Annotated in this window: 1 protein-coding gene and 1 riboswitch; the gene reads left to right on the top strand. The window is 58.8% G+C overall.

Features of this window, described 5'->3' with window-relative positions; all coding sequences use genetic code 11:
- The first annotated feature begins 188 nt into the window (after nucleotides 1–188).
- Nucleotides 189–1,847: a diguanylate cyclase domain-containing protein gene (locus WB402_RS10235; protein ID WP_424207525.1), complete on the top strand. Its 1,659-nt coding sequence runs from the start codon at nucleotides 189–191 to the stop codon at nucleotides 1,845–1,847.
- A 181-nt stretch (nucleotides 1,848–2,028) separates the two neighbouring features.
- Nucleotides 2,029–2,117: riboswitch (cyclic di-GMP riboswitch) on the top strand.
- Nucleotides 2,118–2,141 lie beyond the last annotated feature (24 nt).

Below are 2,141 nucleotides of genomic sequence, written 5' to 3'. Positions count from 1 at the left end.
CAACTTTGTTGCATGAAATCCGCCGTGTCTTGCCGCCGAGAATTCTCTTTCGACCGTGTATCAGGCCATTTCGGCCGGCCTCGGATTTTCTGGACTAGAATCAATATAGAGGCCGAAAGCCACTGGCGATTGGCGGTTCAAGCGGGATTCTGCGCTGGTGGTCCGATCGGCGGAAGCGAGGGATCGCTATGCTGGATGTCCTCAACATTTCTAAGCATGTCACGCTGGCGAGGCGGTTTGTTCCCGTCTTCTGCATCTTTCCTTGCATCATTATTTTCTCGCTGCTGCTGACGTTGGGCACGATGGAGATACTGTCCGTCGCGCGCGCCTACGTGGCCGGCGAAGGCCAGTGGTCGAAGGCTCAGCGCGACGCAGTCTACTCGCTCACGCTGTACGCCCAGACGCGCGACCTGGCATATTACGAACGTTACCGGCAGGCACTCTCGATCCCGCTGAGCGATCGCCAGGCACGAATCGAAATGGACAAGCCCGACTACGATTTTGCCAAGGCCTATACCGGATTACTGGAGGGGGGGAATCATCCCGACGATATACCTGGCATGATCCGACTTTACCGCTGTTGTGCAGGTTATTCCTTCTTCAAGCGCGCCGTGTCGATATGGATGGGAGGCGACGCATACATCGATCAGTTGCAGCACTTGGGTAGCAATCTGCACGCCGAAATATCCTCCGGCTCGCCGTCCGCGAAACGTATTGAGGTGATCCTTCATCAGGTTCGCGCCGTCGACGCGGACGTTAAGCCGCTGGAGGACTCCTTTACCGCCACGCTCGGCGAGGCTGTCCGGTGGCTGAGAACAATGCTGACATGGGTCGTTTCCGCGATCGTTACGATCCTGGTTGTCCTCGGCATTTACCTGACCGCGCGCTTCATGGTCCGAATTCAGCGCACCGAAAAAGACTACTGCCTGTTGGCCAACGCGATCGCGGACACCGTGGACGGCATCATGATCCTGGACACCCAGCGACGCATCGTCGCGGTCAATCACGCGTTCACGACAATCACGGGTTACGCGCCGGAGGAGGTCGTCGGCCATCTATTGACTCGTCCGCAGACGCAGAAGATTCCCGGACCGACGCTTTTTTCCATCTGGGCGGATGCGCGCACCACGGGTCGCTGGCAAGGCGATGTCTGGAACGTGCGCAAGAACGGCGAACTGTATACCATGCGCCTGAGCTTGAGCGCCGTGCAAGACAAGCGGCGCGACGCGGTCAGCTACTATGTCGCGGTGTTCAACGACATCTCACCGCACAAGGTCCACGAGGAATGGCTCAAACACCTCGCGACCCACGATTCGCTGACGGGCCTGCCAAACCGGACGGAGTTCGAGCGGTGTTGCCGCGAGGCGATGGCACGCGCGCGCCGCCAAGGGCGTCGGCTGGCGTTGCTGTATATCGACCTCGATAAATTCAAGCCCGTCAACGACACCTATGGGCACGTAACCGGCGACGAACTGCTTCGGGTGCTCAGCGTTCGCATGCAGCAAATGATGCGGGAGACGGATGTCGTTGCCCGCATCGGGGGCGATGAATTCAGCGTGTTACTCGCCGATCTCGATGATGTATCGAGCAGCTATATCGTGGCGTGCAAGCTGCTCGACATGTTGTCGGAGCCGGTGGTGAGCCAGCGAGGCACGCACACCGTCGGAGCCAGTATTGGCATCAGCATCTATCCCGACGACGGCAACGATCCACAGACACTGCTGCGGCTGGCCGATGCCGCGATGTATCGGGTCAAACAGAGCGGGCGAAGCGGCGTCAGCTTCTATTCCGCTCCGTCGGGGTCGCGACCTCCCTCATCGACAACGACCCCCGTCCGACAGCGATAACGGACTGCCCGCGCATTGCCCGATAATTGTCATTTCCGTTAGCTTTTCGCGCCCAAGATTCCAGCCTGAAGTCTTAGAAGCTCTGCGGAAATGTGCAGTTTTCCCTGTCAGCATCTGGTTGGCGTGGTAGTTGCCTTACCTCTCGTTCATGGCAGAGATCGGTTCTGTCATGGGGTGGAAGTTCAGACAAAGGTAAACCCGACCGAAAGGTCGGGGGCGCAAAGTCACCGGCCTGCAGGGCGAAAGCCCCACGATAGCGGGATTTCCGGAACGAACGACAAAGCATGGTAGTGG

The organism is Sulfuricaulis sp., assembly GCF_049587675.1.
In the GTDB taxonomy this organism is placed as follows: Bacteria; Pseudomonadota; Gammaproteobacteria; order Acidiferrobacterales; family Sulfurifustaceae; genus Sulfuricaulis.
This window is presented reverse-complemented; position numbering and strand designations above follow the sequence as displayed.

What these genes read in the sequence shown, in the direction of transcription:
- WB402_RS10235 (WP_424207525.1), top strand. Translation starts at nt 189, where the DNA reads ATGCTGGATGTCCTCAACATTTCTAAGCATGTCACGCTGGCGAGGCGG.